This is a genomic window from Peribacillus sp. FSL K6-1552 (genome assembly GCF_038005205.1).
GTDB classification, from domain to species: Bacteria; Bacillota; Bacilli; order Bacillales; family DSM-1321; genus Peribacillus; species Peribacillus butanolivorans.
The window spans coordinates 1320237-1344869 of record NZ_JBBOST010000001.1; the positions used below are offsets into that span (position 1 = coordinate 1320237).

Genomic DNA, 24633 nt, shown 5'->3' on the forward strand with positions numbered 1-24633 from the left:
ATAGTTTAAGGAGATTCAATTTGAAATTCAACTTCCATCTGATATTCTATGTAAGTATGAATAAAAAAATAGAACGTGACTGCTTGAAAGGTGGATATTAATGTCTAAGGAAATTACGAATGATACATTTTTAAAAGCTGCGAGAGGTGAGAAAACGGATCATGTGCCTGTTTGGTATATGCGTCAAGCCGGCCGTTCACAGCCAGAATACCGTAAATTGAAAGAAAAGTACTCCCTTTTTGAAATTACTCACCAGCCGGAATTATGCGCCTATGTGACAAGATTGCCTGTGGAGCAATATGATGTAGATGCGGCGATTTTATATAAAGATATTATGACACCGCTACCAGCCATTGGAGTGGATGTAGAAATTAAGTCAGGAATCGGTCCAGTCATATCTAATCCTATTCAATCGGTGAAAGATGTTGAAAAATTAGGAGAATTAAATCCTGAGGAAGACATCCCATACGTGTTGGACACCATCAAATTATTAACTACAGAGCAATTGACTGTACCTTTGATTGGTTTTTCAGGTGCTCCATTTACGATTGCTTCTTATATGATAGAGGGCGGTCCTTCCAAAAACTACAATAAGACGAAAGCTTTTATGTATTCTGAGCCGGTAGCTTGGTTTGCTTTGATGGACAAGTTAGCAGATATGATTATCATCTATGTAAAGGCACAAATTAAAGCGGGTGTTAAAGCCATTCAAATCTTTGATTCATGGGTTGGGGCGTTAAATGTTGAAGATTATCGGGTGTTCATCAAGCCGATCATGAATCGCATTTTTGCATCCTTACGTGAAGAAAATGTACCTTTAATTATGTTTGGTGTTGGTGCAAGTCACTTGGCATTGGAGTGGAATGATCTGCCGATTGATGTGGTGGGATTGGATTGGAGACTTCCTATCTCGGAAGCAAGAAAGATGGGTATACAGAAAACAGTTCAAGGTAACCTTGATCCGGCCCTCCTTTTATCATCTTGGGATGTTATAGAAGAGCGGACGAAACAAATCCTTGACCAAGGTATGCAGCAGGATGGCTACATCTTCAATCTTGGACATGGGGTGTTCCCTTCCGTGAATCCGGAAACTTTGAAGAAATTGACCGCTTTCATTCATGATTACTCATCAAATAAGAAGTAAACCTGAGCGAACTGTTTGCTAAAAAACCTTATGTGGATGCACAATAAAAGAACGGAATTTTTAAAAGAGGTGTAAATTCATGTCAAGAAAAAAAATGGGCCTTTTAGTCATGGCTTATGGTACTCCATACACAGAAGAGGATATTGAAAGATATTATACACATATTCGTCATGGAAGAAGACCTAGTGAAGAATTGATTGCCGATCTTAAAGGCAGATATGAAGCGATTGGTGGATTGTCTCCCCTTGCAAAAATCACAGCAGGACAAGCAGAAGCGCTTGAAAAACAATTAAATTCAATTCAAGAAGAAATTGAATTTAAGGCATACTTAGGGCTTAAACATATCGAACCATTTGTTGAAGACGCTGTTAAACAAATGCATGATGATGGTATCTCGGAAGCGGTCAGTATCGTATTGGCACCGCATTTTTCAACTTTCAGTGTGAAGTCATACAATGGACGTGCGCAGGATGAAGCAGCTAAATTGGGTGGTCTGACCATTACTTCTGTTGAAAGCTGGTATGATGAGCCAAAATTCATTCAATATTGGGTGGACCAACTAAAAGAGACAATTGGAAAAATGACTTCGGAAGAACGCGATAATTATGCTTTGGTTGTTTCTGCACATAGCCTTCCGGAAAAGATTTTACAATTAGGAGATCCATATCCAAAGCAACTTGAGGAAACGGCGAATCTAATCGCTGAGGGCGCAGGGGTTTCCAATTATGCAGTAGGCTGGCAAAGTGCCGGACAAACGCCTGAACCGTGGTTAGGACCGGATGTGCAGGATTTGACTAGAGATCTCTATAAAGAAAAAGGATATAAGGCCTTCATTTATATTCCTGTTGGTTTTGTATCCGAGCATCTTGAAGTTCTTTATGATAATGATTATGAATGTAAAGTTGTTACAGAAGAAATTGGAGCCGGTTACTACCGACCTGATATGCCAAATGTAAAACCTGCATTTATCGACGCCTTGTCTACAATTATTATAAACAAATTACAGGAGAAATAATTTTCAAAAGAGGGCGATGAATGGTGAATCATACAATGAAAACGATTGCTATAATCGGAGGAGGAAACTGGTCTTGCAGCTGAGTATTCCTTGCAGGTAGTACATATGACGGGTTCAGTTTGCCGGACTGCATTGATCAATCTGAGGCCGTAGTCGATAAAGTCGTTGAGTTCATCAAACAAAATAAAATCTTCATTTCTAATAAGGTGGCTGTCCAGTAACGAGGATAGCCACTGTTTCTATATACGTTTAAGATGAATACTGTGTATGTTCTGTAAGTTTGTAAAAAATTAATTGAAAAAACAGAAAGATTTTGGTAAGATATTATTGAACTTATTGACTATTCTGTTCGTTTGGTCGGAATTGAGGTGGAAAATGTCTGTTGATCGTAAAAAATTAATTTTAGAAGCCGCGACCAAGTCTTTTTCCCTTTTTGGATACAAGGCAACTACAATGGATCAAGTGGCTAAAATTGCCAATGTCGGAAAAGGAACCATTTATACCTTTTATAAAAATAAAGAAGAGCTTTTTAAAGAAATTGTTCAGCGGATGATAGAGGAAATGAAATATGAGGCTGAACAATCCCTGGATGATCAATTCTCCTTTTTTGAAAATCTTCATCGAGCTGTTTATCGTATTTTGGAGTTTAGACAGGAACATCAATTATCTTTAAAACTTCTTCAGGAAGAACGGGAAATTGGCACACCGGCTGTTCAGGAAATGGTTAATGAAATGGAAGAAGCTATTGTTTCCTATATTAAAGAAAAACTTAAATCAGCGATTGATAAAGGCTATATTCAGCCTTGTGATCCAGAAATAACAGCTTTCCTCATGTTAAAAATGTACCTTGCCCTTATTTTCGATTGGGAGAGGAATCATGAACCATTAGGAAAAGAAGAAATTGCTGAGCTATTCAAAATATATTTATTTAAAGGATTATCTGTTACTTGATAATTCTATTTTTTTGCTTATATGACCTGAAACAGCACATTCAAATTGAAGGAAATATAAAAAGACGATCCAATTAATTGGATCGTCTTTTTATATTTGGGGATAGGTCCAGCTGCGAAACTGGAACTTTATATGGGATCATCCTGCTAATTGGGAAGCGGATGGTGAAACACGTAAACTATTACTTTACAGAAAGGCAATGATCACAGTGGTTTCCATAACATTCGTGCTGTTCTTCAATCTTTTTTCCACATTCCGTGCATTGTTTAGGAGGCAGGTTTTTAAAGAACTCAACGCTACTTTGAATCATGAACATCATCTCCTGAATTTTTTTATTAATTTCTTTTCTATAGTATTCATTGTATTATAACAGAATCACTGTGTCAATGTATGTTTTATAACATAGGTAAAAAAGATGAAAATAGGGGAAGAATAGTTTATATTAATGGGGAAGTCATTGAGAGAAAAAAGGAGTGCCTAAGCATGAAAATCACCGTAATTGGTTGTTGGGGCGGATATCCAGCTAAAAATGAGGCAAGTTCTGGCTATTTGCTTGAATATGAAGATTTTCGCATTCTGCTTGATTGCGGTAGCGGTGTTCTATCACAGCTACAAAATCATATGAAGCCGGAGGAACTCAGTGCGGTAGTATTATCCCACTATCATCCGGATCACGTAGCGGATGTAGGTGTCCTGCAACACGCTGCGCTAATTCAGCAAATACTTGGCAGCGAAAAAAGGACTATTCCTATTTATGGTCATGATTTAGATGCAGCCGAATTTGAAAAGTTAACCTATAAAGATATAACAAAGGGGATTGCCTACTCTGCTGATGAGCCTTTAACCATCGGTCCATGCAAATTTACTTTTATGAAAACAAAACATCCAGTTCCATGCTTTGCAATGAGAATAGAGGCTGAAAATCATTCGATTGTATACACAGGGGACAGCTCTTATATGGATGAGTTGGCTGATTTCGCCAAGGATGCAAATGTTTTATTATGTGAAAGCAACTTTTACAGCAATATGGACGGCTCAAAGGCCGGTCATATGACAGCTAGGGAAGCGGGCATACTTGCTGATAAGGCAGACGTCCAGCTTTTACTCTTAACTCATCTTCCACATTATGGTGATCTGAATCAACTGAAAAAAGAAGCATCAGAGGCATTCAAACGGGAAATTGCAGTAGCGAAAAGCAATCTCGAATTTCAACTATAAATGAATCATCAGGGGTATGAATGAAGTCGACAAGGGGGAACAAAGGTGCTTTTTATTGATAACAAAGGAATCACAGATCCACAGATTAATCTGGCTATTGAAGAGTATGCACTCAAACACTTAAATATAGATGAAACCTATCTTTTATTCTATATTAATCGTCCTTCAATCATCATAGGGAGAAATCAAAATACGATTGAAGAAATTAATGCCGATTATGTTGAAGATAACGGTATTACTGTTGTCAGACGTCTTTCCGGGGGTGGAGCGGTTTATCATGATTTAGGAAATCTCAATTTCAGTTTCATCACGAAAGATGATGGGGATAGCTTCCATAACTTCAAGAAATTCACTCAACCTGTGGTAGAAACTCTTGAAAAACTAGGAATTCATGCTGAATTAAGTGGACGAAATGATATTCTTGCTGAAGGAAAGAAAATCTCTGGCAACGCGATGTTTTCAACGAAGGGCAGGATGTTCAGTCATGGGACATTGTTGTTTCAATCAGAAATGGACCATATTGTTTCCGCTTTAAAAGTGAAAAAAGATAAAATTGAGTCAAAAGGGATTAAATCGATTAGAAGCCGTGTCGGTAATATCGCTGATTTTCTAAAAAAACCGATGACTGTTGAGGAATTTCGTTCTTTCCTTCTGAAAAATATTTTTAAAGATAGTGGAGAAGTTACGGAGTATGTTTTAACAGAAGAAGATTGGGATAAGATTCATAAAATCTCAGAGGAAAGATATCAAAGCTGGGAGTGGAACTACGGAAAATCACCTAAATTCAACTTGCAAAACTCACATAGGTTCCCGGTTGGTTCGGTTGATATCCGTCTTGAAGTGAATAGGGGAATCATTGAGAACTGTAAAATTTACGGTGACTTCTTTGGAGTTGGCGAAGTTATTGACATAGAACAAAAGCTTACTGGAACTCGTTATGAAAAAGAATCTATCAGCTCGGTATTAGATGAAATAGATGTTCGACATTATTTTGGCAATGTAACAAAAGATGAGATATTAGCTTTAATATATTAATTTTGAAAAGCCGTCCGAGCCTATAAGGACGGCTTTTGTGTCTAATAATGACATTAATTGCTTGAATTTGGATAAAAATGTTGCTGTAATCATTTACTTTTAATATAATAAAACTGTATTTAGTTTGAGTTAAAAATGAATGATTATTCATTCATGCTTTTTACAAGGGAGGGAGAACGATGAATTTATCTGAACAGCTTCATCAAACGGCTTTAAGAAAGGCTGATAAGCCAGCTTATTATTTTATGGATCAATCCACTTCATATGGAGAATTGGATGAAGCCGTAACAAAGTTTGCAGACGAACTACATAAGCTTGGTGTTTCAACTGGTGATAATGTTGCGTTGGTTTTAGGCAATTCTCCACATTTTATTATTTCGTTGTATGGGGCTTTACGAGCAGGGGCGACCGTAATACCAATAAATCCAATTTACACACCTGATGAAATTGGGTACATCCTGAATAATGGCGATGTAAAGGTCGTTGTAGCTTTAGATAAGCTTTTACCCTTATTAGAGAATATGAACCCCATTCTTTCAAGTGTTGAACAGTATGTAATTTGTGAAACGCAACCGGCTAATGGGGATATAAGTAAACTGAATATTTACCCTAAAATGAAATCGTTTACAGAGATGCTGAAAAAGGGGGATGTCCACTTTTTAGGACCGAGACTGGATCCTGAAGATACGGCAATCATTCTATATACTTCTGGGACCACTGGAAAGCCAAAAGGTGCCATGCTCTCACATACAAATATTTACTCCAATGCACATGATGTCGGCGAATATTTAAAAATCACGGAAAATGACCGTGTTGTTACGACACTGCCAATGTTTCATGTTTTCAGTTTAACAGTCGTTGTGAATGCTCCATTGTTGAGCGGAGGTACACTTTTAATTGTCCCGCAATTCAGTCCAAAGGAAATATTCAGGCTAATCAAAAAATTTAATGCGACTGTTTTTGCTGGCGTACCAACAATGTATAATTTCCTTTTCCAATATCCAGATGGTAAAGAAGAAGATTTGAATTCGTTACGAATATGTATTTCAGGTGGGTCTGCCATGCCGGTTTCGCTGCTGGAATCCTTTGAACAGAAATTTAATATTATTGTTTCAGAAGGTTACGGCTTGTCTGAAGCATCACCTGTCACATGCTTTAATCCTTTGGATCGTCCAAGGAAGGCCGGATCAATCGGAACATCAATCCTTCATGTTGAAAACAAAGTCGTAAATGAGCTTGATGAGGAAGTGCCTGTCAATGGAGTGGGCGAATTGATTGTCAGAGGTCCGAATGTAATGAAAGGGTATTACAAAATGCCGGAAGAGTCGGCTGCTGTTTTAAAAAACGGCTGGCTATATACTGGTGACCTAGCCCGGATGGATGAAGAAGGCTACTTTTTTATTGTAGATCGTAAAAAGGAATTAATCATTGTTGGTGGTTATAATGTCTATCCGCGTGAAGTCGAAGAGGTTTTATACGCCCATCCTGAAGTGGTTGAAGCCGCAGCGATAGGCGTGCCGGATCCTAATCAAGGTGAAGTCGTTCAATGCTTCGTGGTGAAAAAAAATAATGCATTGACCGAGGAAGAATTACTTGCTTATTGTTTAGAACATTTAGCTAAATATAAGGTCCCATCAAAAATTGAGTTCTTAGATGAACTTCCAAAAAATACGACAGGAAAAATTTTACGTCGTTCCTTGAAAACTCATGTAACTCAAAACTAAATATGATTTGTATCTAAGGAGATTATTGCCTATCACATGCAATAGTCTCCTTTTTGTACAAGCAAAGTGTATCGCCATGCATAAAGTATATAGTGGGGAGCTTAAAGTCTTGATTCTTGTTTCAAAAAGAGTTATGATTGTCATTAAAAATTTCACTACATGTAAGGAGGGGTAAGATGAGAGATGTAGAGCTTTTAGATATTTTTACACATCCTATTGCTCAAAAATACTTGAACAGATCAGGCCTTGCACACGCGATTGCCGTTGCCTATCATGCGTTTCACCTAGCAAACGAATATAACGTAGATCCTGATATTGCTGCCAAAGCTGGTCTTTTGCATGATATGGGTCATTTCACCTGGTACCGCAATGGAAAATGGGATTATGACTTGTACAAACAAAATGATATCCATCCTATTAAAGGTGCAGAAAGAGCTCATAAACTGTTAATCCGGCTTGGAGAAAATCCGGTTAAAGCCAAGACTATTTCCCTCGCCATTTTATTTCACACCGATTCATTTTTACCTTCAAATGATATTATTCGAACACCGCTTCAGCAGGTCGTCAAATGGGCCGACGAAAAAGATGAAGAAGAAGGTGGAAAACACCATTATCGAAAAATTGATTTCCAGCGTGCAAAGGAAAGCATAATCCAACTAGACAAACTCATTGATGAGGAACAAAGAAAAAGGCTATCATCCTGAAATTATACGGTGATAGCTTTTTTTGTGATTAAAAACAGGAGTTCTATATGGAGTATGAAAGAGTTACTACTCAAGAGGGTGCTTTTTTCGCAATTAATCGACTTCTTTCAAAATAGCTTTATACACTGCCTCTTTATCGAAATCAAATTCACCCATTCCAAAAACTTTGACGACACGATTTTCAACATCGAGCAAATAGGTTGCGGTAGTATGGACAAATTCGCCGGTTCCTGAATCTCGAAAAAGAAAATCAAATTGGTCAGTTAGCTTTTTGGTATCTTCAGGTGAACCTTGTAATATCTCCCAGCCATCCGTTTTATTTACTTCAAATGTATTTGCATACGCATCTATTTTTTCAGCTGAATCCTTTTCCGGATTAAAAGTGATAGTTAAAAACTCCACTTTACTTCCAAAAATATTTTTCTTAACTAATTGATCTCGAATATTTTGCATTTGAAATGTGGTATTTGGACATAAATCTGGACAATCAATATACATAAACTCCAATAGCCGGACTTTAGGTTCTAATTCAGAGAAGCTGAATGTTTCACCCTCTTGTGTTCTCATCACTATATCATCTGGAAAATACATTTTTGACTGACGGTATTCTGTAAAATAAAAGATACCTGATCCAATGCCCATCACTAATAAAATTGTAAAAATAATATAAATTTTTTTCATCTTTGTTTGTCACCCCAAGTCTTTATAATTATCTATCTTCACTATACAGGACTGAATTCTAAACAATGGAATGAAAACGGGCGAAATGATGAAGATTATTTGAACATTTATTGTCATTATATGATATGGAGACGGAAATACGGTTCTAACATGTCCATTTTGGATTAAACTATAAGAGGTAGGTTAGATTTAAAGGAGGGTCGTAATGGTTAGGAAATGGGCAGGAAGAGCGGTTCTTTTATATATACTTTTTGTAGCAGTGATGTATTGGTATATTTTCTATGGGGCAGATACCTCTATTCCCCAAGCATTACGTGGTACTGCAGCAGATCCTGCAACATTTCTGAATGCAAGGGAACTAAAGCTTAGCGAAGAGTATTCAGGGTTGCGGAATTTTCTTTTTTTCGTTTCGACTCCATATGAATGGCTATTGTATTTTTTTGTTTTATTATTTGGGTTTTCAAAAGCATTTGAAAAATCGGCTTTGGGGACCTCTAAATGGAAAGTGATCCAAACAGGTATTTATTTATTTTGGCTTTCGTTGGTTTCTTATCTAGCGCTGTTTCCAATCAGTTTCATTGGTTACAGGATGAGTAAAAGTTACCATATCAGTACCCAGAGTTTCTCTTCGTGGATGAAGGATGAAGTCATCGATTTCTGGGTGAACTTTGGGATGATGTTCATCATCGTTTCAGTTTTATATTGGTTAATGAAGAAAAGTGTGAAGAAGTGGTGGCTCTACGCTTGGTTGTTGTCGATTCCATTTTCATTGTTCCTGATGTTTTTACAGCCTGTATTGATTGATCCGCTGTATAATGAATTTTATCCACTGAAAAATAAAGAATTAGAAACGGAAATATTGGCACTTGCCGCACAGGCCGAAATTCCGGCGGAACATGTATATGAAGTAAATATGGCAGAAAAGACAAATGCCCTGAATGCATATGTAACTGGTATAGGTTCGAACTCAAGAATTGTTCTTTGGGATACGATCTTGAACAAACTAGAGGAAGATGAAATACTTTTTATCATGGCACATGAAATGGCTCATTATGTTGAAAAGCATATATATATTGGTATAGCAGGTTATTTAGGAATGACTTTAGTTGGTTTATGGCTGACATCGAAAATCATGAATTACTTTATTAGACGTTGGGGCCACATGTTAAAAATACATTCGGTTGATAGCATCTCTTCACTTCCATTATTTCTCTTAATTACGGCTGTATTACTGTTTGCCTCCAGTCCGCTGTCCAATTATGTTTCCAGATATCAAGAAACAAGGGCTGACCGTTATGCTATTGAAATGACTGGTGATAAAGAATCGGCAATCACAACGTTCCAGGAACTCACGAGGGCGGGGTTGAGTCAGGTGAATCCCCCATTACTAGTTAAATGGCTGCGTTATTCCCATCCAACGATGCTTGAGCGGATTTCTACTGTTGAAAATGATGATACAAAGGATTATTGAAAGCCAGCTGAAAATCAGCTGGCTTTTTTACTGGCCTTATTTCGGGGAAAGTTGAAGTTTGTAATTTGTTTTCAGAAAAAACTTTTAATTTATAAATCTTAGGTTCTCTACTATAATAAATTAAATTCCCAGTTGGTTTATAAGGAGATCAGTTATGTATAATGTACTTTTCATCATTATAGGCTCAGTGCTTGTTGCATTAGCCTACAATCTATTTTTGATTCCTCATTTAATTTTGAGCAGCGGACTTAGTGGGCTTGCGATTATGTTAGGAATCATTACCCCAGTTAACACAGGGATATTGAATTTCCTGTTAAATCTGCCACTGTTGATTCTGGGATATATAAAATTAGGAAGACGTTTTATCACATATACGATATTATCAGTTGTCGTAATATCTGTCAGTTTGTATATCATTCCGATTCATGGAGTGTCCACTGAACCAATTCTGTCTTCTTTATTTGGAGGAATCATTTCGGGGGTTGGTATCGGTATCATCTTCCGTGCTTCAGGATCTTCCGGCGGATTTGATATCATTGCAATGCTTTTGGCTAAGAAAAGCGACTTTCCACTTGGTTCATTACTATCGGTGATGAATGCAGTTGTGGTTGTTATCTCAGGGTTCATCTTTGGTTGGGATGCCGCATTATATACATTGATTTCAATATATGCAGCAGGAAAAGTGATCGATACAATTCATTCTAATCACATTAAATTAACATTAATGATTGTTACGAAGCAGAGTGACGAATTGAAAGAGAAGCTTCTTACCAACTTATATCGGGGAATTACTGTCATGGATGGTGAAGGTGCATACTCCGGAGAAAAGAGTAAAGTAATGATGACCGTCATTACTCGTTATCAATTAACCGATGTAAAAGCTATGATAAAAGAAGTGGATCCGAATGCTTTTGTAAATATAACTGAAACAGCCGAGGTCATGGGGATGTTTCATAAAGAATGATAAGGAAATAGAAAAGCCTCCCGACATTTGGGGAGGCTTTTTGATTATTTAGCTATTTTTAATCAAACATTTTTAATTTCCAAATTGTTTTAGCAAAATGTTCATTTCAGAACTTAGTTTTAGGAATAAAGGTTTGTCTTTCGTATCTAACGCTTCATCAATTTGTTTCGCAAGGATATTCTTTTTGGTATTAAGGACGGATTCTAGAATAATCATATCAATTAACATTTCCTGAACTACAGCATCGTTTTTCATTTCGCTCATTGATAAGGACTTCACTGACTCTGAATAAGATTTTTCATTTTTCAAAGTAACCACCCCTGACCCTTTTTATTAGTATATGGATTTATGTGGATAAAATCAACAGAAAATTTAAAATATTTGGATGTTAAAAGGGAATGTGTCGTTTAGATGACGAAATGACCACGTTTGAAAAGAATTTTTAATTTTTTGTGAACTTACTTATAACCTATTCTAATTGTGCTATTATAGTGAGGAATTTAACACATATTAACTAACTGTCCTATATTCTATAGCCATATGGGGTATTAGGGAGGGGGCAGGGTAAAAGGCTTGATCGAAATCTTAGCTGTTTTCTCAGTAGAGGGAAAATAATAAACAAATGCTGAAAGTTACACTTTTAATAGCAGTGAGGAAGAGGTGGTTGTAAGTTGAAGGAAAGTTGTCAGGGAATTATCGAAGAATATGAAATCAATCCCTATACTTTAATGGTTATGCCAATCAATTATGGAAGTAAAATATACGCCCAAATCGTTGAATTGGAGGACGAGTTCATTTCCCCATTCAAACCTTTGGAAATTGTCAAGAAAAGCTGTGAGTACTTTGGATCGAGTTATGAGGGCCGAAAGGATGGAACGAAACAGCTTATAAATATCACTCATAAAGCGCCGATTGCGATTGATCCAACTAGTTCAATTTTCTTCTTTCCGACTACATCTCCCTTACGTCCTCAATGCATCTGGTTATCTCATGAGCATGTGGTATCCTATGATCGCTTAGATTCAAAACATACAAAGGTTACATTCCGAAATAAACAAACCATCGATATAGAAGTATCATGCAGTTCTTTTGAAAACCAGCTGCATCGGACATCTTTTTTAAAAACTAAACTAATCCAAAGGATTGAGGAAACAAAGAGAAAGTCTTTCTATTTGTTCACCGATGCAAATGGGGGAAAAGCTTCAGAGATGATGTCAAAGTATAATCCACGCTAGCTAATTATGTTAAGCAAAGCATTTGCAAGAAGTGTTGATTTGTATCAATCATGTTATTAAAACCTCAAAAAGCGAACTTCCTAAGTGGAGGTTCGCCTATTCTAATTTAAGCAGGTATATAAACTGCCCTAAATTAAAAACCTGCCTTACAAAACTGTAAGACAGGCGTCATTTAGATAGATGTGCCATAATAAGTATATCTCCTATAATGAAATCAATGGAAAGATATATTTTACAATGATATGAAAAATCCATCAACCTTTTCGCTGAATCAGGAATTGAGCATCCTTTTATATGCATTCGATTGTGGAAAACATCATAACCTTTTTGACATTTCATTAGTATTAATATATAATGAATGACAGTCATTCATTCACGAAGGAGGTTCATAATATGGCAAGCAGTCCTGATGGAAAATATGAAAAAATTTTAAAGGCCGCCATTGATGTCATCCCTGAAAAAGGCCTTGATAAGACTTCCATTTCAGATATCGTAAAAAAGGCTGGAGTGGCACAAGGAACTTTTTATTTATATTTCTCTTCAAAAAAGGCTTTAATACCAGCTATTGCAGATAACCTTCTTACCATTACTTTAGAAGGAATTAAGGAAAAGATTCAAACGGAAAAAAACTTTTGGGACGTCTTGGAAGTTGTGATTGATGAAACCTTTAACGTAACAGATGCACATAAAGATGTTATTGTCCTTTGTTATTCCGGGCTTGCTATAGATTATTCAATGGAGAAATGGGAATCGATATATCAGCCTTATTATTCTTGGCTTGAGGATATAATAGATAATGCCATTAAAAATAACCAGATAATCAGTGACATTAATGTTAAATGGACGGCTAGAATGATTATAAACCTTATTGAAAATTCAGCGGAACGATTTTTTATAAGTCATGAGCAAGATGATACCCTCGAAGTATTTAAGGGTGAGATATTTAACTTTTTAAAAAGAGCGTTATTTAGAACATAAATAAGTTATTGGATCTTTTCCAATACTTTTTATTTCATTAAAAATGACTGACATTCATTCAGTAAGAGAGGTGATTAATATGAGTTGGTTATTAGTGCTTGTTGCTGGTATTTTAGAAGTAGTTTGGGCATCAGGACTTAAGTATGCAGATTCCTTTTTAGATTGGGTAATCACCTTTCTTTTAATTGCAGTAAGTTTCATTTTACTCATTCGTTCTTATAAAACGATTCCTGTAGCCGCGGCTTATACTGTATTCGTAGGAATTGGAACTGTAGGCACATATATCGCGGGGGTATTTTTAGGTGAATCTTACTCTTTTGGACAAATTTTCTTTCTGATGATTCTTTTATCAGGAATTATCGGAATGAAGACATTCACTAAAAAAGATAATGAGAAAACAAGAGGTGAGCATTAATGGCTTGGGGATTATTATTAATAGCTGGTCTTGAGGAAGTCATTGCTACGATTGCAATGAAATACATGGATGGTACAAGAAAAAAATGGCCTATATACGTGATGACGATCGGCTTTTTACTCTCATTTTACTGCCTTTCTAAAGCTATGCAAGTACTTTCTGCTGGAGTTGCTTATGGAGTATGGACTGGTATTGGTAGTGTAGGAATCACTTTAGTCGGTATATTATGGTTTAAAGAACGATTTGTTTTTTCTCAATTTATATCACTTGGTCTTATTTTAATAGGGGTCATTGGTTTAAAGATGACATCATCGTAATAACAATTGAAAATAAAGTGAAAAACGTCATTGGAATAGAATGACAAACAAGAGGTGATAATATAGCTAGGTTCTATTTTTTATTAGAGGAATGTTAGAGATTGGCATTTTATAAGTAAAGAAGAAATGATAAAAATGGCATGGGTCATGTTAATAATGGCAATATTAGCATAAATTGGAGGTTTGATTTTATTGAAACTTACAGATGGTTTTACAAAATTTAACCAACGATTTCTTGACTTTTTTCGCCGGAATTAGCTTTTATTTATTATCTGTGGCCATACAAACTCTTCCTGTAGGATAGGCTTATGCCATCTGGACTGGTATTGGTTCAGATGGCATAAGCGTTTTGAGTGGAATGCTTTTTTACAAAGAATTAAAAAATATTAAACGAATTATACTTATTAGTGGTATAGGCATCAGTATAATGGATGTCAATTGTTTCATATATTAAAGAAAATGATTTTGTTATACTTATAATTTAGTACTCTTTTATTTTTTAAGAGGATTTGTTCGAAATGGTGGCGTTGTAAAACTACCTTGCGAAATTCACGATTGCATGACGAGTCCTTTCATACACCAAGATGCTGTTTGAATCTGATATTCATTTTAAATGGGGGATATTTATAAGCCCCCATAATGAATATTTGGTAAGGGGCATAAAGAGAGGGACATCCCTTTCCAAACAATACGTATATACTTCGTTTATCTGCCATTTTAATATCTCTTATACTTATGTTGTTAGTTGTTAACAATAGGGGACTTGTGAGACATCGTAGACAGAAGATGACCAATCTTTTTTTTAAGAGACCCACCATACGATTAAAACATGCCCTTTTTGAAAAAAACCAGTCAGAAATGCTTCTTTATAACGCACCAAATGGATTTACAAAGTTATGGAATAAAGGTGTTAATCCTTTAAATCTTCTGGAGTCATTTTCTTTAACAATATTGTTATTATCATGGAGAACCTTTTTAACCATAATTAAGGTGTTTATATTGACTAAAAGTTATGAAGCAATTGGAGTGAGTGATATACAGATACTTCTTCTGAAGAGTTTGAGCCTATAACACTATTTATCCAAGGAAAATATAGCCAACAGCGTTCCATTAACCCCTTATATCTCTCTCTACGAATTTCTTTGAATGTAAATATTCACATTCATATATAGGAATAAACAACCCCTAGTAAGTGCATGAAGTTTCTGAAATGAATAATAAAACCTTTTCAGATAAAGGGAGGAGATCCTTTTAAATAATGTGAAAAAAGTAGCCCATCATTTAAATTATTATAAACTTTCAATAGGCGGTTTTAAACAAATACATTCCCTAAACTTCCTTGGATCGATGACTTCTTTCGAAAAAGTAATTACACAATAAGTCTTCGGTTTTGTTGCGAAGGCGGGGATTGAAATAATTATGATGTTCCTCGTATCCTTTATATAAAAAACAATACATCGTAAAGGATTCATCGCGTTTCATTTCACTTACCTTAATATTCTCCTTGCGCAAATAGCGCCGCACCTCGGCAAGCTCTTCCTGAACGGCTTTTAAAACATGTTCCACTAGTTCTGAATAGGGCCTTTTTAATTTAAACGGACTTATTTCGATGACCTTGAGATCCCGGTTTAAGACTGTAATCACCATAGGAAGGTAGATGGCTTTTTCAATCATATTTCGGTCATCCTCTGGAATGCGGGTCATCATGACCGCTCCTTTCTAAAAAAGCAGGTTTTCATATTAATATGTATGCTTCATATAAATAAGAACATATGTTCTTTAATCCATCTTAATGGATTATCAGTTGATATGCAAGCGGTTTGTTGGGATGATGAAATTTTTGTTAATAAGATTATGTTTTCCTGAGATAGGGAAAGTATGATTATATATGGATAATAATTCTTGCAATTTCAGAGGAAAGTGATATATCTAAAATAGAACAGCTTTTTAATAAGTTTATGCTGCTTTAATAGTCGGCATGTCGAGGGAGATAATTATGGACTTGGATACTATACGTGAGTGGTTTACACTTGATAATATATCGGCACTTATTCAGCAATATCGCTCATTCGGTCCAATCCCGGGAATTTTGCTACCGATGCTGGAAGCTTTTTTGCCCTTTTTACCCTTATTTGTGTTTGTACTCGCTAATGCAACGGCTTTTGGTCTCTGGTGGGGGTTTTTATTTTCTTGGATTGGGGCGGTAGCGGGAGCTTTTCTGATCTTTATAGTTATTAGAAGATATGGTCAAATGAGGTTTTTTCGCTTTTTGCAGAAACATAAACAGGTGCAAAGGCTAATGGTTTGGGTGGAAAATCATGGATTCGGGTTTCTGTTTATACTGCTCTGCTTCCCTTTTACACCATCGGCTATTGTGAACATCGTGGCGGGACTTTCAAAGGTCAGCCCGTTGCAATATGGACTAGCTGTTATAGGTGGGAAAGCAGTGATGATCTTTACGATTAGCTTTGTAGGTTATGATCTTGCATCCATTATTCATAAGCCTGTGCGTACAATTATCATAGGCATTGTCATTTTTATCCTATGGTATGTAGGGAAAAGATTGGAAGTCCGGCTAAATAAAAGCATGAAGAGAGAAGAAGGGAAATAAGTATTAGAATATAAATGCAGCAGTAGGGGTTGAAATAGATGGAAAAAACAAACAAAAATTCTTTATCCGACTGGGTAAAAGCAGCCATGATTGCTTTTGTTATTTACATCTTAATCCGTACATTTTTCTTTTCAAGCTATGATGTTGAAGGGGAGTCGATGCAGCCGACACTTGAAGAAGGTAACAAACTTGTAGTGAATAAAATTAATTATCAAATCAGGGATATCAACCGATTTGACATAATTGTTTTTCATGCGAATTCACACGAAGATTATGTTAAACGAGTTATAGGGATTGCAGGTGACCGCATTCGTTACAAGGATGATTGGCTTTATGTAAATGGTGAGAAAGTGAATGAGCCTTATCTTGAGAAGTTTAAGGAGGGGTTCCCGGGGCAGAACTTTACGGGTGATTTTACATTAAAAGAAATCACTGATACGACCACTGTCCCAGATGGTAAGCTGTTTGTTATGGGGGATAATCGTCTTGAAAGTGCGGACAGCCGCCACTTTGGTTACATACCAGTTGAAAATGTAGTTGGTAAAGTTGATGTGCGATATTGGCCAATCAAAGAATTTAATTTGCAGTTTAAAGGTGAATGATTGCGGAAGCCCGAAATTATTGAGGGCTTTTTCTTTTGATTAAAACACGAACGTACGATTGGTATTATTATTAAGGAAACGGTAAAATAATAGGAAACAAATCGAAACTGGAAACAGAAACCATGTCAAAAAGACGGCAGTATTTCTGGTATGATAGGTCTAGATATTATGTTGTATAAGGGGGAAAAAGATGTCACTACGTTTTTTACTAGGAAGATCGGGTGCAGGGAAAACTTCGAATGTTTTGGACGAAATTCGCTCCAGATTGGATAAGGACCCCGAAGGCAATCCAATAATTTACCTCGTTCCTGATCAGATGACGTTTCTATCGGAATATAAATTAGTTAAAACGCCAGGCCTCGCTGGAATGATACGGACACAGGTATTCAGTTTTAGTAGGCTAGCTTGGCGCGTTCTGCAGGAAACTGGCGGAATGAGCCGTCTTCATTTGGACAGTGTTGGCGTTAATATGTTGATACGAAAGATTTTGGATGATAAAAAAGAAGATTTGAAAATGTTTCGCCGATCTGCTGATAAGCAGGGATTCATTGCTCAAATGGAACAAATGCTGGCTGAATTCAAGCAATATTGCATCCAACCGGATGACATTCAAAACTATTTGACCGAAACATCACCGGGAGGCAATGGAATTCAGGATAAACTACATGACCTTGAACTGGTTTATCAGGCTTTTGAGGATGAAATGATTGGAAAATATTTAGATTCTGAAGACTATTTTACTTTACTTATAGAAAAAATGTCAGAGTCTTCCTATATAAGAGACTCGGATATTTACATCGATGGTTTTTACAGCTTGACACCACAGGAATTATTGATTGTAGAAGAAATGATGAAGCTGTGCAAGAGTGTAACAATTGCGTTGACATTAGATAAGCCCTACAGACAATATGCGCCTGATGATCTGCAGCTTTTCAGGCAAACAGGGAATCTGTATCATCAGCTTTATCAAGCGGGATTAAGGGCTGGAATTCCAATAGCAGAAGATCGCATTCTAAACGGTACAGCAAGGTTTGGTGGGAGTCCGGGGCTGAATCATCTGGAAACCTATTTTGCCCAACGTCCTGCGCGAACTTTTGAGAACCCCTCTGAAGTAACGATTGCTCAGGCAGTTAACCGCAGGGCTGAAATTGAAGGGGTCGCCCGGAACATCTTAACACTTGTCAGACAAAAACAGCACCGCTTTCGGGATATTGCGATTTTAGTTCGCAATGGAGAAGCATACGAAGATATTTTACAAACAGTTTTTCGGGATTATCAAATTCCACTGTTCGTGGATTCTAAACGAACTATGCTCAATCATCCCCTGATTGAACTGATTCGATCGACATTGGAGATCATAAATGGCTATTGGCGTTATGAACCTGTATTTCGGGCAATCAAAACGGAGCTACTATTCCCGCTTCAAAAAAGCCACGACCGAATGCGTGAGCAGGTAGATAAGCTTGAAAATTATGTGCTTGCTCGTGGGATTAAAGGAGGTAAGTGGACTTCTAAAGATCGATGGACCTACCGCCGCTTCCGTGGACTAGAGCTCGAAGACCGAGCCCAAACGGATAAGGAAATGAAGCTTGAGCAGGAACTGAATGAGCTGAAGCAATTATTTACTGAGCCCATTTTGAAGCTCTCAAAACGAGTGAAAAAGTCTCAAAATGGTAGAGAAATATGCGAAGCCCTTTATCTATATCTTGAAGAATTACATGTACCGGAAAAATTGGAAAAGCTAAAGCTGGAGGCCGAAGAAGCAGGAGATTTGGTTTCAGCTAGAGAGCATGAACAATCGTGGAATGCAGTCGTCGACCTGCTAGATCAATTCGTCGAGCTGTTAAGCGAAGAAGAGCTTTCTATGAAACAGTTTGCGGTAATCATTGAAGCAGGTCTGGAGTCCCTTGAATTTTCTTTAGTACCGCCGGCAATTGACCAAGTGCTTGTCGCTAATCTCGATCTATCTCGTCTTGATGATGTTAAGACAGCTTTTGTCATTGGTCTAAATGAAGGGGTCTTGCCAGGAAAAGCTGTATCTGATGGAGTATTTTCCGATAGTGATCGCGAAACGCTTTTGGCAAGTGGACTTGACGTTGCCCCAAGTTCGAAGGTTCGCCTCTTGGATGAGGAGTTTACAGCGTATAAAGCATTTACTACACCGGCTGAAGCGCTCTATTTATCGTATCCGCTTGCCGATGAGGAAGGAAAAGCTCTCTTACCCTCTTCTTATTTAAAGAGGGTAAGGGACGTCCTGCCGCACGTTACCGATTCTTTTTATATGAACGACCCATCGGACCTGTCTGCTGAGGAGCAGGTGAAGTATGCCGCGAATTATGATGTGGCCCTGTCTTATCTGGCTGCCCAATTGCAGTTGAAAAAACGAAACTACCCCATCCATTCACTCTGGTGGGATGTATACAATACCATTATTGAAGATGAAATGGTTGGTCCCGCAGCAGCTAAGGTATTATCGAGTCTTTTTTACCAAAATAAAACGAAGAAATTATCTGAAGAAACAAGTAAGCAATTATATGGTGAAAGCATTCTTACAAGTGTATCGCGGATGGAAATGTTTAATAGCTGCCCGTTTTCCCATTACGCTGCTCATGGTTTGAAATTAAGGGAAAGGCAGATTTTCCGTCTGGATGCACCGGATATTGGTGAAATGTTCCATGGAGCGCTAAAAATGATTTCGGATTATTTAAAGGAAAATGATATTCCTTGGTCTTCATTGACAAAAGAGCAATGCTTGGAATTGGCCAGAAACGCAGTGGAAAGGCTTGCTCCAAAGCTTCAAAATCAGATTTTGTTAAGTACGAACCGGCATCATTATTTACGAAGGAAATTGGAACATGTAATTGGGCGGGCATCAATCGTCTTAAGTGAACATGCCAAGGTGAGCGGATTTGCTCCAATAGGATTGGAACTTGGCTTCGGGAAAAATGGAGAGCTGCCGCCACTTTCGTTCACACTGAAAAACGGCACGGAAATGGAATTAATTGGGCGGATTGATCGTGTTGATAAAGCGGAAGAAGGTGAGGGTGTCTATTTGCGTGTGCTCGATTATAAATCGAGTGAAAAGGAGCTAAACATGAGTGAAGTGTACTATGGACTTGCTCTGCAAATGCTGACATATCTCGATATCGTCGTTACCCACTCCCATTCACTTATCGGCAAAGAAGCGATTCCAGCCGGTGTTTTGTATTTTCATGTTCATAATCCGGTTGTTAAATCAAAGGGTATGCTCAGTTTGGATAAAATTGAGGAAGAAATCTATAAGAGCTTTAAAATGAATGGACTTGTATTAGATCATACAAATGTTATTCAGATGATGGATACATCGCTTGATATAGAGACTTCCAGTAAATCTGACATCATTCCAGCTGGATTTAAAAAGGATGGATCGCTTTTAGCAGCTTCCAAAGTTGCGAGTAGGGAAGAGTTTTCACTTTTGAATCATCACGTACGCCGGGTCTATCAGGAGGCGGGTGATCGAATGGTCGATGGTGACGTAGATATCACACCATATAAATTAAAGGAAAAAACCCCATGTACCTTCTGTTCGTTTAAATCAGTATGTCAATTCGATCAGTCTTTGGAGGAGAATCAATTTAGGAATTTAGCTCAGAAGAAACAAAATGATGTTCTGGATTTATTAAGAGGGGAGGGTGAAAGATGAGCAAAACAATAATTCCTGCGCTTCCGGGTGACGTTACTTGGACGGAAGATCAATGGAAAGCGATTTGGGCAAAAAATCAGGACATTCTGGTTGCAGCGGCGGCAGGTTCAGGGAAAACTGCGGTGCTAGTCAATCGAATTATTCAAAAGGTTGTTTCAGAAGATGATCCGATTGATGTTGATGAACTCCTTGTTGTGACATTCACGAATGCTTCGGCTGCCGAGATGCGTCACAGGGTCAGCGAGGCATTAGAAAAAGCGATTAATGAAAATCCGCATTCACAGCATCTGCGTAAGCAGTTGAGCTTGATTAATCGAGCTTCGATCTCCACGCTTCACTCCTTTTGTTTAGAGGTGATTAGGAAGTATTATTATCTGACGGAAATCGACCCAGGCTTTCGAATTGCGGACTCTACAGAGGCACAGCTACTACGTGATGAAGTAATGGAAGTGCTTTTCGAAGAGCAGTATGGTCAGAGTGATAATGAAGAGTTCTTTAATTTGGTTGATGCTTTTACAAGTGATCGAAACGACGATGCACTTCAGAATATAGTCCGGTCTCTCTATGATTTTTCGCGATCGAATCCAGATCCAAATCAATGGCTAAATAGTGCCGCTGCCATGTATGATCTGGCTGATGATGCAGGAATAGACGATCTTACATTTATCGAGTCCTTAAAATTCGATATTGGTTTGCAGTTGGATACAGCCAAGGATTTATTGGAGCGCTCCCTCGAACTGACAAAGGTACCAGGGGGGCCAGCACCAAGGGCAGAGAACTATTTAGCTGACCTTGCTCTTGTTGCCAAATTATCGGGAGTTAAAGATCACTCTTGGAACGCACTTTATGAAGAAATCCAAAACGTGAAGTTTGGTACGGCAAAACGCTGCACGGGAGCAGACTTTGTCAAAGATATTGCGGATGAGGCTACCAAATATCGTGATAAGGCAAAGAAAATTATAAAATCGTTGCAGGAAGAGCTTTTTTCTCGTAAGCCCGAAAGTTATCTACGTGATATAAGAGAACTGAAGGGATATGTCGATACCTTGGTTATGCTCGTTAAACAGTTTGACGAAAGATTCTTCGCCGCAAAAGCGGAAAAAAACTTGGTCGATTTCGCTGATTTGGAGCATTACTGTCTTCAAATCTTGACAGAGGAAACCGTAGATGGTGAACGAAAGCCATCAGCAGCTGCTATTGAATATCGGAAACAGTTTAAAGAGGTACTTGTCGATGAATATCAGGATACGAATCTAGTTCAGGAATCAATTTTAAAACTGGTGACGGCAGATGGGGAATATAGTGGGAATCTGTTTATGGTGGGCGATGTCAAACAGTCGATATACCGTTTCAGGCTTGCGGAACCGAATCTTTTCCTTGGAAAGTACACACGCTTTACCCATGATGGGAACGAATCCGGTCTGAGGATCGATTTAAATCGGAATTTCCGGAGCCGTAAGGAAGTTCTCGATGGAACGAACTTCTTATTTCAACAGCTGATGGGGATTACAGTCGGTGAGATTAATTATGATGAGGACGCCCAGTTGAAAAAAGGAGCGCCGTATCCCGAAGACAAACCAAACCCTATTGAACTCCATTTAATTGATGGAGCAGAATCCCATTCAGAAACAGAAGAGTCGGAAATTGGATTCGAGGCCGAGGAACTTGAAAAGGCGCAACTCGAAGCAAGATTGATGGCCAAGCTCATTAAAAAGACTATAAACGAAAAGCATCAGATATATGATATGAAAACCCAACAATACCGTTCTGCGACTTATCGTGATATGGTCATTCTCCTTCGTTCTATGCCATGGGCACCGCAAATTATGGAAGAATTTAAGAAGCAGGGGATTCCTGTTTATGCTAACTTGTCATCAGGATATTTTGAGGCGACAGAAGTAGCAATCATGATTTCCTTATTAAAAGTGATTGATAATCCCCAGCAGGATATTCCTTTGGCTTCCGTTTTGCGTTCACCTATCGTCGGGATGGATGAAGAAGAAATGTCGCAGGTCCGTTTATTCCATACAGGTAGCTATTATGAAGCATTAGCTGATTTTTACAGAAGGAGTGACTCAGATGAGCATCCTGGGCTTTATGAAAAAGCTTCATCATTTTATAAAAAGCTAGTAAAGTGGCGAAAGCTTGCCAGGCAGGAGGCGTTGTCCGACTTAATCTGGTTGCTGTATCGTGAAACTCAGTTCTATGATTTTGCAGGAGGAATGCCGGGTGGCAAACAGCGTCAGGCCAATTTAAGGGCATTGTACGACAGGGCAAGGCAATATGAAGCGAGTTCATTCCGTGGTCTGTTTCGTTTTCTGCGTTTCATTGATAGAATGCAGGAACGTGGAGATGATTTAGGGGCAGCTCGGGCTTTAGGTGAACAGGAAGATGTAGTCCGCCTGATGACGATTCACTCCTCAAAGGGTCTGGAGTTTCCGATTGTGTTTATTGCCGGACTTTCTAAACAATTCAATATGATGGATTTACGAAAGCCTTATTTACTGGATAAGGATTATGGTTTTGCGGCTAAGTATGTGAATTCTGAATTGCGGATAACGTATCCATCCCTTCCACAGTTGGCTTTTAAGAAGAAGAAGCAGCTTGAATTAATTGCAGAGGAGATGCGTGTCCTCTATGTTGCGCTTACAAGGGCTAAGGAAAAGCTGTATTTAATTGCCAGTATCAGTGATGCAGAAAAAATGCAGCATAATTGGGCAAGTAATGCGACACACGGTGATTGGTTATTAAAGGACTATGTACGAGCTGGTGCAAAAAGCTATCTTGATTGGATCGGTCCATCCCTTGTCCGTCATCGAGACTTTCAGGGGGCAGCTGGTCTTGGCTGGGAAATGGAGTCACATCCATCAAATTGGTCCATCTCTGTCATTCCTAGTGAAGAGCTGGCAGTTCTGGATGATGAAGAGGCACTCGCACAAGAGCAATTACTAGAGCATGTTCAGAAGTCAGAGAAGGTCGAAATGGTTTCCGAGTTTTCTCAGGATATCAAGGAACAGCTTAAATGGGAGTACCCAGAACATGAGGCTTCCGTGCATCGTTCCAAGCAGTCCGTTTCTGAACTAAAACGTCAATATGAACTGAAGGATGAGCAAAGTTCCACAGAGTTGTTGAGAAAATTTAAGCGGCCAATCACGAAGCGTCCGACTTTTATGCAAGAAAAGTCACTAACTCCTGCTGAAAGAGGAACGATTACCCATTTAGTCATGCAGCATATCGATTTATCAAACGAGATTACCATTCAATCGATTCAGCAATTGATGGTTGAACTGATTCAACGCGAGTTGTTGACCGACGAACAGAAAGAAGCTGTGAATCCGGATACGATTGTTGATTTCTTTGACAGTGATATCGGTCAAAGAATGCAGAAGGCTCAAAGTATTCGCCGTGAAGTGCCATTTACAATGTCATTGCCGGCTAAAGAGGCTTACAGTGATTGGGCAACTGGAGAAGAGGAAATTCTGATTCAGGGTGTTATTGATTGTATTTTTGAGGATGAACAAGGGCTTGTGTTGCTTGATTATAAAACGGATACAATAACCGGTCGTTTTGCTAGTGGGTATGAAGAAGGGGCAAAAGAGATTCTTGCCGATCGATACCGGATGCAGCTACAGCTTTACACAAGGGCTGTCGAAGGAATATTAAATAAAAAAGTAACGAGCCGTTATTTATTTTTCTTCGATGGAGCGCATTTATTGGAAGTATAAAGAGAAGTGCGTAAAACCCTGGCAAATAGACATTGAAAAAAAGAATAGATTAAGCTACGGTCTTTTCTCGGTATTCAATCGGGGAAAGACCGTTTTTTTTGAAAATGCCATATAAAAATCCCCACATAGGTAGACAGTAGGTGATAATACTAAGGCACTCT

General features: G+C 38.1%; 22 protein-coding genes. 18 read left to right on the forward strand and 4 right to left on the reverse strand.

What is annotated here, in order from left to right:
• The first annotated feature begins 100 nt into the window (after positions 1-100).
• The 3 genes from hemE to NST21_RS06400 all read left to right on the forward strand — a co-directional run bounded on the left by hemE (position 101) and on the right by NST21_RS06400 (position 3110).
• Positions 101-1144, forward strand: a complete 1044-nt coding sequence (gene hemE / locus NST21_RS06390) for a uroporphyrinogen decarboxylase (RefSeq protein ID WP_053344929.1) — start codon at positions 101-103, stop codon at positions 1142-1144.
• Positions 1145-1223: 79 nt separating this feature from the next.
• Complete coding sequence (gene hemH, locus NST21_RS06395) at positions 1224-2159, forward strand: ferrochelatase (RefSeq protein ID WP_340888335.1); 936 nt, start codon at positions 1224-1226, stop codon at positions 2157-2159.
• Positions 2160-2534: 375 nt separating this feature from the next.
• Positions 2535-3110: a TetR/AcrR family transcriptional regulator gene (locus NST21_RS06400; protein WP_056528061.1), complete on the forward strand. Its 576-nt coding sequence runs from the start codon at positions 2535-2537 to the stop codon at positions 3108-3110.
• Between the two features lie 181 nt (positions 3111-3291).
• On the opposite strand, the gene yhfH is transcribed toward NST21_RS06400, so the two are convergent.
• A complete protein-coding gene (yhfH, locus tag NST21_RS06405; RefSeq protein ID WP_082527657.1) occupies positions 3292-3420 on the reverse strand; it encodes a protein YhfH in 129 nt (42 codons plus the stop codon).
• Between the two features lie 173 nt (positions 3421-3593).
• Here yhfH and NST21_RS06410 point away from each other — a divergent pair, with 173 nt between their 5' ends.
• The 4 genes from NST21_RS06410 (at position 3594) to NST21_RS06425 (ending at position 7791) form a co-directional block, all read left to right on the forward strand.
• Entirely contained in the window at positions 3594-4328 is a 735-nt protein-coding gene (locus NST21_RS06410; RefSeq protein WP_056528064.1) for an MBL fold metallo-hydrolase, read from the forward strand.
• 45 nt (positions 4329-4373) lie between these two features.
• Positions 4374-5363, forward strand: coding sequence for a lipoate--protein ligase (locus NST21_RS06415; RefSeq protein ID WP_340888340.1), 990 nt, complete (start codon positions 4374-4376; stop codon positions 5361-5363).
• Between the two features lie 179 nt (positions 5364-5542).
• Complete coding sequence (locus NST21_RS06420; RefSeq protein WP_340888341.1) at positions 5543-7087, forward strand: fatty acid--CoA ligase family protein; 1545 nt, start codon at positions 5543-5545, stop codon at positions 7085-7087.
• A gap of 176 nt (positions 7088-7263) precedes the next feature.
• On the forward strand, positions 7264-7791 hold the full coding sequence (locus tag NST21_RS06425) for an HD domain-containing protein (protein WP_053344935.1): 528 nt from the start codon (positions 7264-7266) through the stop codon (positions 7789-7791).
• A gap of 93 nt (positions 7792-7884) precedes the next feature.
• Here the strand turns inward: NST21_RS06425 and NST21_RS06430 are convergent, their stop codons facing one another.
• Entirely contained in the window at positions 7885-8472 is a 588-nt protein-coding gene (locus NST21_RS06430; protein WP_340888344.1) for an SCO family protein, read from the reverse strand.
• 205 nt (positions 8473-8677) lie between these two features.
• On the opposite strand from NST21_RS06430, the gene NST21_RS06435 reads away from it, so the two are divergent.
• Entirely contained in the window at positions 8678-9943 is a 1266-nt protein-coding gene (locus NST21_RS06435) for a M48 family metallopeptidase (RefSeq protein ID WP_056528075.1), read from the forward strand.
• A gap of 154 nt (positions 9944-10097) precedes the next feature.
• Positions 10098-10907 carry a YitT family protein gene (locus NST21_RS06440; RefSeq protein ID WP_053344938.1) on the forward strand — a complete coding sequence of 270 codons (810 nt, stop codon included), beginning with the start codon at positions 10098-10100 and terminating at the stop codon, positions 10905-10907.
• A gap of 72 nt (positions 10908-10979) precedes the next feature.
• Here NST21_RS06440 and NST21_RS06445 read toward each other — a convergent pair whose 3' ends face one another.
• Complete coding sequence (locus tag NST21_RS06445; RefSeq protein ID WP_056528078.1) at positions 10980-11216, reverse strand: IDEAL domain-containing protein; 237 nt, start codon at positions 11214-11216, stop codon at positions 10980-10982.
• A gap of 362 nt (positions 11217-11578) precedes the next feature.
• On the opposite strand from NST21_RS06445, the gene NST21_RS06450 reads away from it, so the two are divergent.
• From NST21_RS06450 to NST21_RS28725, 5 genes are all read left to right on the forward strand, one after another.
• Positions 11579-12142: a competence protein ComK gene (locus tag NST21_RS06450; RefSeq protein ID WP_340888347.1), complete on the forward strand. Its 564-nt coding sequence runs from the start codon at positions 11579-11581 to the stop codon at positions 12140-12142.
• 393 nt (positions 12143-12535) lie between these two features.
• Positions 12536-13120, forward strand: a complete 585-nt coding sequence (locus NST21_RS06455; protein ID WP_056528081.1) for a TetR family transcriptional regulator — start codon at positions 12536-12538, stop codon at positions 13118-13120.
• 79 nt (positions 13121-13199) lie between these two features.
• On the forward strand, positions 13200-13535 hold the full coding sequence (locus tag NST21_RS06460; RefSeq protein ID WP_056528084.1) for a DMT family transporter: 336 nt from the start codon (positions 13200-13202) through the stop codon (positions 13533-13535).
• Positions 13535-13852, forward strand: coding sequence for a DMT family transporter (locus tag NST21_RS06465; protein WP_056528086.1), 318 nt, complete (start codon positions 13535-13537; stop codon positions 13850-13852). The genes NST21_RS06460 and NST21_RS06465 overlap by 1 nt, the downstream gene beginning before the upstream one ends.
• Positions 13853-14201: 349 nt before the next feature.
• The gene (locus NST21_RS28725; RefSeq protein WP_445670482.1) at positions 14202-14306 is read left to right on the forward strand and encodes a hypothetical protein; all 105 of its coding nucleotides are present in this window, start codon (positions 14202-14204) and stop codon (positions 14304-14306) included.
• A gap of 875 nt (positions 14307-15181) precedes the next feature.
• On the opposite strand, the gene NST21_RS06470 is transcribed toward NST21_RS28725, so the two are convergent.
• Positions 15182-15556 (reverse strand): hypothetical protein, encoded by a 375-nt coding sequence (locus NST21_RS06470; protein ID WP_340888350.1) that lies wholly within the window; start codon positions 15554-15556, stop codon positions 15182-15184.
• 292 nt (positions 15557-15848) lie between these two features.
• On the opposite strand from NST21_RS06470, the gene NST21_RS06475 reads away from it, so the two are divergent.
• From NST21_RS06475 to addA, 4 genes are all read left to right on the forward strand, one after another.
• The gene (locus tag NST21_RS06475; protein WP_328114160.1) at positions 15849-16463 is read left to right on the forward strand and encodes a TVP38/TMEM64 family protein; all 615 of its coding nucleotides are present in this window, start codon (positions 15849-15851) and stop codon (positions 16461-16463) included.
• A 38-nt stretch (positions 16464-16501) separates the two neighbouring features.
• Complete coding sequence (lepB, locus tag NST21_RS06480) at positions 16502-17065, forward strand: signal peptidase I (RefSeq protein WP_340888353.1); 564 nt, start codon at positions 16502-16504, stop codon at positions 17063-17065.
• Between the two features lie 190 nt (positions 17066-17255).
• On the forward strand, positions 17256-20747 hold the full coding sequence (addB, locus tag NST21_RS06485; RefSeq protein WP_340888356.1) for a helicase-exonuclease AddAB subunit AddB: 3492 nt from the start codon (positions 17256-17258) through the stop codon (positions 20745-20747).
• Positions 20744-24472, forward strand: a complete 3729-nt coding sequence (gene addA / locus NST21_RS06490) for a helicase-exonuclease AddAB subunit AddA (protein ID WP_340888357.1) — start codon at positions 20744-20746, stop codon at positions 24470-24472. Before addB ends, addA begins: the two co-directional genes overlap by 4 nt.
• Positions 24473-24633: the final 161 nt, after the last annotated feature.